This is a genomic window from Burkholderia sp. E168m23 (assembly GCF_016586125.1).
GTDB classification, from domain to species: Bacteria; Pseudomonadota; Gammaproteobacteria; order Burkholderiales; family Burkholderiaceae; genus Burkholderia; species Burkholderia orbicola.
In genome coordinates this window covers 1-5,727 of the sequence record NZ_BCPP01000436.1, presented here as the reverse complement: position 1 = coordinate 5,727, position 5,727 = coordinate 1, and the positions used below count along the sequence as shown (strand labels likewise).

Sequence of the window (5,727 nt, the reverse complement as noted above, 5' to 3'; positions counted from 1 at the left end):
TTGCACCTGCAGCAGATGGCAGTCGCGCAGCATCGCATAGAGCCGCTGTTCGGCGGACAGCGATGCGTGCCGGAATGACTCGCGCAACTGCGCGATATTACGCCGGCCGACGCCGGTGATATCGAGCGCGCCGATCACTTCGCCGTCGAAGCCCACGAGCGGCACCGCAAGACAGAACACCCGCGACAACTCGTCGAGATAGTGCTGCGCGCCCGCGACGACGGTTTCGGCGCCGTCGTGAATTACGCAGCTCGGCGCGGTCGTGCCGATGTTCGGTTCGACGATCCGGCGCCCGGCGACGATCGGCGTCAGCAGCGCGTCGTCGCATTGCGGGCTGCGGCGCGCATGGACGATCGTGCCGTGCGGATTGACGCACATGATCGTCCATTCGCTGCCGCCGAATGCGGCCCACAGCGGCTCGATCTCCTGCGCGACGCAGCGGGTGAGCCGCCGGTCCGCGCGCGATTCGTCCGGTTCGCGCTGCATTTCATAGCGGGCGGTTTGCCAGGGCCGCAGCCCGGCGTCGCGCGAACGCAGCCACGAACGCGCGACGCTGGCCGGCAACGCCGTTTCCGGCAGCGGCTCGCCCGCGGCGAAGCGGGCGCGGAGCCGGTCGAGGTCGACCGGCCGTGAAAGGGATTCAGGGGCCGTGTTCACGCTGCGCTCCATTTGAAGTCGAGGTCCGGGCCAGGCGTGTCGGCCTGGCGTGTCGCGCGAATGCGTAATATAGCCCGGCGCCTGAAGGCGGGTATTTTCCCGGGAAGGGGCGCCGCCGTGTGCGGGCGATGTGCGTCGGCGTGCGGCCGGCGGCGCCTGTTGCGTTCAATGCGGCAAACGCAGGATCGGTTTGAGCGTGCTGCCGTTGCTGCTGTCCTCTGTCGCCTGGTTGATCTGGTCGAGCGGATAGAACTTCACCAGCCGGTCGAACGGAAACCGCCCTTGCAGATACAGCTGCACGAGCTGCGGAATGAACGTCTGCGGCACGCTGTCGCCTTCGACGATGCCGCGGATCGTGTGGCCGCCGAGCAGCAGGCTGTTCACGTCGAATTCGGCCTTGGTGCCGAGCTTCGGCGCGCCGACCACGCCCATCGTGCCGCGCGAGCCGAGCGCGTCGATCCCTTGCGACAGCACGGCCGGCAGCCCGGTCGATTCGAGTGCGAAGTCGACGCCCCCGCTGGTGATCTCCCGGATCGCGTCGACCACGTCGACCTCCCGGCTGTTGAGCGCGTGCGTCGCGCCGAGCTCCAGCGCCAGCGCGAGCCGCGACGGCACGATGTCGACCGCGATGATCGTCGTTGCGCCGGCGATGCGCGCGGCCATCACCGCGCTCATCCCGACCGCGCCCGCGCCGAAGCTCGCGAAACTGCTGCCGGTGCGTACCGCGAGCGAATTGATGACGGCGCCCGCACCGGTCTGGATTCCGCAGCCGAGCGGGCCGAGCAGTTCGAGCGGCGCTTCCTTCGGCACCTTGATCGCGTTGTTCTCGCGGGCGAGCGCATAGCTCGCGAACGACGACTGCGCGAAGAAATGATCGTGCAGCGGCTGGCCGGATGTGTCACGAAGCGCGGTCTGCCCGTCCGCGTCGGCGCCGCCGAAGTTCAGCGCGAAGAACTGCCGGCAATACGCGCCGTGACCGCCGACGCACGACGTGCAGTGGCCGCACGCGCCGTAGGTCAGCACGACGTGGTCGCCCGCGGCAAGTGTCTTCACGTTCGGGCCGACCGCCTCGACCACGCCGGCGCCTTCGTGACCGAGCACGGCCGGCAGCGGCACCGGATAGTACTGGTCGCGCACGATCAGGTCGGTATGGCACAAGCCGGTCGCGACGACGCGCACCAGCACCTCGTCGCCGCGCGGCGCGCGGATGCGGGCCGCTTCGATCGAGAAGGGCGCGCCGGCGGCGCGCGCGACGGCCGCGGTGACGGCGCGTGTGTCGTGTTCGGTGTACATGGTCGGTCTCCTCGTCAAATCGGATACGGCGGCGCTTCGCCCTTGATCGTCAGCCACTGCCACTGCGTGAATTCCTCCCAGTTTGCCGCACCGCCGATGCTCGAGCCATTGCCCGATGCGCCGACGCCGCCGAACGGGTTGATCACTTCGTCGTTGACCGTCTGGTCGTTGATGTGCAGCAGCCCCGTGTTCAGGCGCTCGCCGATCCGCAGTGCGCGGCCGACGTCGGCGGACAGGATCGCCATCGACAGCCCGTATTCGGTCCGGTTCGCGAGCGCGATCGCGTCTTCGTCGGTATCGAACGGCACGACGATCGCGACCGGCCCGAAAATCTCCTCGTCGAACGCCGGATTGCCCGGCGCGACGCCACTCAGCACGGTCGGCTCGAAGAACAGGCCGCGATGGCCGCCGCCCGTCTCGACGCGTGCGCCCGCGCGGCGGGCCGCATCGACCACGCTCGCCGCATGGTCGCGTTGCGCGGCGTTGATCAGCGGGCCGAGGCCGACGTCACCGGTGGCCGGGTCGCCGAAGCGCAGGCTGCGCGCCTTCTCGACGAGCTTCGCGACGAAGCGGTCGTGAATCGCGCGCTGTACGAGCACGCGGCCGGTCGCCATGCAGATCTGGCCTTGATGCAGATACGCACCCCATGCAGTGTTGGCGACCGCGCGGTCGAGGTCGGCATCGTCGAGCACGATCAGCGAGTTCTTGCCGCCGAGTTCGAGCGATACCTTCTTCAGGTGGCGGCCGGCGGCTTCGCCGACCTTGCGCCCGGCCGCGGTGGAGCCGGTGAACTGGATCATCGCGACGTGCGGATCGGCGACCAGCGCCGCGCCGGCCGCGCCGTCGCCGGGCAGCACGTGCAACACGCCTTCGGGCAGGCCGGCGAGCTCGAACACGCGGGCGATCGCGACGCCGCCGCACACGGCGGTGCGCGGATCGGGCTTCAGCACGACCGCGTTGCCGAGCGCGAGCGCGGGTGCCACCGCGCGTATCGCGAGGTACAGCGGGAAATTGAACGGCGAGATCACGCCGACCACGCCGCGCGGGCGGCGGCGCGCGAGCGACAGCCGGCCGGCCGCCGACGGCAGCACTTCGCCGGCCGCGCGTGATGGCAGCCCGGCCGCTTCGTGCAGCGCCTTGATCGTGACGGACGTTTCGAATGCCGCCTTCGCGCGCGTCGAGCCGCTTTCGCGCACGAGCCAGTCGACGATCGCGTCGGCGTGCGTTTCGGCGACGGCTGCGGCGCGGCGCAGGACGGCTGCGCGGTCGTCGTAGGGCAGGGCGAACCAGGCGGGCTGGGCGCGGTGCGCGGTAGCTGATGCTTCGGCGATGGCCGAGCTGTCGGCAAGACCGATGCGGCCGAGCGTGTTGCCGGTCGCCGGCTCGATCACGTCGGCCGCCTGTGGGCTCGCGTGCCAGCGGCCGGTGAAGATCTTGCCGCGCCAGATGTCGGTGTCGAACAGTGCGGGGGTATTGCTATCCATGTGCGCTCCTGGGGATTTCGGATCGGCCGGATCGTTGCGTGAGCGTCGATCGGCATGCGCGCGAGGGTAGGGGACGGCGGTGAAACGGGGGTATCCGGGTTTTTTCCCATCCGTCGCGCCCGCATGGATTGGCGGGTGAATACGATTCGGTGTGCGGAAATTGAACAGTTGCCGTGTGGACTTTTGCCGCACGCCGCGTGATGACGTGGCAGATATTGCCGGTGCGGCATCGGCCGTTCACCGTCACCGTCTGGAGCCGCCGCGTCCAACCGCCGGCAGCAAGCTTATCGCGAGCGGTCGGGTACGCCAGGATTTACCGGCCGAGTGGTTCGAGTTCAACGGGGGCGACAGAAGTCGGAAGTGAAGAGGCGTCAGTTGCATCGAGCACGGGATGCCTTCAGATCGCGGGGCGCAGGCAGACCGAACTTGGTAAATAGCCTTGCCAGGTAGGACGGCGATTCGATCCCTACGCTCAGGGCTGCCGACAGCACGGTCGTGCCGGGAACATTCAAGAGCGAACGCGCGCGCATGACCCGTTGCCGGAGCTGATAATCGGTGAGGCTTTCGCCGGTCTCCTCGCGGAAGATCCGGGTGAGATGACGTCGCGATATGGCGAATTCCGAAGCGATTGTCTCGATATCGATCCGCTCAGCCAGCATGACGTCAAGGTACGCCTTGATTTCACTGACCAGTTGCCCGCGCGAAACCTTCGGATTGGCATCGCTCGGTGCGGCGCCGAGCACCGCCGCCACGCACGCCGACGCAATCAGCCGATCGACCAGATCGTTCTGATACCGCGCCATATCGTGTGCTTCCTCCGTTTCGTCGCCCGCGTCGAACTGTGTTTGCAAACGCAGTGCCCCAAGCAGAGCAGGCGGCGGCACGCAGTAGCGCGGTGCATCGCCCCCGGCGATCCGGACATTGGATTTGCGCGCACAAAACGAAACGAAGTCGCGCTCCGCATAGACGGCCGTATGGCAGTGCTCTCCGGGATTGCTCGCCGTGTCGTGAAAAATCCCGGCAGGAACCATCGCAAGCACGCCGGCGCCGATGCGTTGCGAATGCTTTGAACACTCCGAAGTCAGCGTCAGCGTGCCTTGACTCGGCAGCAGGAACATGAACTCTTCGTGCTCGTGCCACGACGTCACGTAATCGGCCATCGTGATGCGACGGGTCGCAGCCACGCGGTCGGCGGGAATGTGCGATTTGGACGTCTGATAAAACATGGCGGGAACCTGCGACTTGGGACTTTATAAGGAATGGGCAACGCGCTGACGCCAATCGCCATGGCCCGATAGTGAGCATGTTCCGGCCCAAATGGAAGCGAATAAAAAACGCAGGCCGTGCATGCTGCGAGGGACGGCGGACTAGCCTTCCCGCCGGCTTCACAAAAGGCGGCACACCGATAGGCGGAGTTAATTAGGGAGCAAGCGCATGAGCATCGTACAACGTGTGCGGCTTGTACGGGTATTTTCCACCACCGACGAGGGCGGCAATCCGGCCCCGGTTGTGCTCGACGCGAACGGCTGGTCCGACGCGCAAATGAAAGAGGTGGCCCGCGCGTATGGTCTGGAAAGCGGGTTTGTGATGCGCGCCGTCGATCCGCACCATGATTTCCGCTTCCGCTTTTTTGTGCCCAACCACGAGATGGAGATGTGCGGACACGCGACGCTGGGCGCATTGTGGCTGCTGCGTCGCACAGGCGCATGGCGCACGAACACGGCGCTGATTGAAACGCTGAGCGGCAGCGTCGACGCGCGGTACGACGCGTCCGACGCGCGGATCGAAGTCAGTCAGCCGGCGGGACGCGTCGAGCCGGTTGTCGACGCGGCGCTCATTGCCAGGACACTCGATGCATTGAACCTCGATGCGGGCGATCTGTTGCCGCTCGGCATCGTCAACGCAACGACGAGCCGCACCAAAACGCTGGTGCCGGTCCGCACGACCTCACGGCTGAATGCGATCACGCCGAAACTCGACGTGATCGAAGCCCTATGCGACGCGCTGTCGTCGACCGGTCTGTATCCGTTTTCGCTGGATGCCGATGCACCGCACGTGTTCGACGCACGGCAATTCCCGCGCGCGTCCGGCTATCCGGAAGACGCGGCGACCGGCATCGCAGCGGCAGCGCTCCTGTACGGCGCGCATCGCTATGGGCTCGTCACCGGAGCGGGACGCGGCATCGTCGTGCGTCAGGGTGTGGCGATGGGACGTCCGTCCGCGATCACGGTGAACTTTCGCGATCCGGCCGATGAAAGCAGCGGTTGCTGGCTCAGTGGCCCGGTTAGTCTGA

At 67.0% G+C, this 5,727-nt stretch carries 5 protein-coding genes; 1 reads left to right on the top strand and 4 read right to left on the bottom strand.

Features of this window, described 5'->3' with window-relative positions:
* The 4 genes from JMF90_RS21325 to JMF90_RS21310 form a co-directional block, all read right to left on the bottom strand.
* Window positions 1-657, bottom strand: a 657-nt coding sequence (locus tag JMF90_RS21325; RefSeq protein WP_374104247.1) for a GAF domain-containing protein, incomplete at its 3' end; no start/stop codon positions are given.
* 165 nt (window positions 658-822) lie between these two features.
* Complete coding sequence (locus JMF90_RS21320) at window positions 823-1,950, bottom strand: NAD(P)-dependent alcohol dehydrogenase (RefSeq protein ID WP_201325402.1); 1,128 nt, start codon at window positions 1,948-1,950, stop codon at window positions 823-825.
* A gap of 14 nt (window positions 1,951-1,964) precedes the next feature.
* On the bottom strand, window positions 1,965-3,434 hold the full coding sequence (locus JMF90_RS21315; RefSeq protein WP_201317296.1) for a benzaldehyde dehydrogenase: 1,470 nt from the start codon (window positions 3,432-3,434) through the stop codon (window positions 1,965-1,967).
* 371 nt (window positions 3,435-3,805) lie between these two features.
* Complete coding sequence (locus tag JMF90_RS21310) at window positions 3,806-4,660, bottom strand: AraC family transcriptional regulator (protein WP_077179763.1); 855 nt, start codon at window positions 4,658-4,660, stop codon at window positions 3,806-3,808.
* A gap of 208 nt (window positions 4,661-4,868) precedes the next feature.
* Between JMF90_RS21310 and JMF90_RS21305 the strand changes: the two genes are divergently transcribed.
* Window positions 4,869-5,727, top strand: an 859-nt coding sequence (locus tag JMF90_RS21305) for a PhzF family phenazine biosynthesis protein (RefSeq protein ID WP_201325401.1), incomplete at its 3' end; no start/stop codon positions are given.

Excerpts from the sequence above, each read along its gene's own strand:
- JMF90_RS21320 (WP_201325402.1), bottom strand. The coding sequence starts at position 1,950 with ATGTACACCGAACACGACACACGCGCCGTCACCGCGGCCGTCGCGCGC.
- JMF90_RS21315 (WP_201317296.1), bottom strand. The coding sequence starts at position 3,434 with ATGGATAGCAATACCCCCGCACTGTTCGACACCGACATCTGGCGCGGC.
- JMF90_RS21310 (WP_077179763.1), bottom strand. The coding sequence starts at position 4,660 with ATGTTTTATCAGACGTCCAAATCGCACATTCCCGCCGACCGCGTGGCT.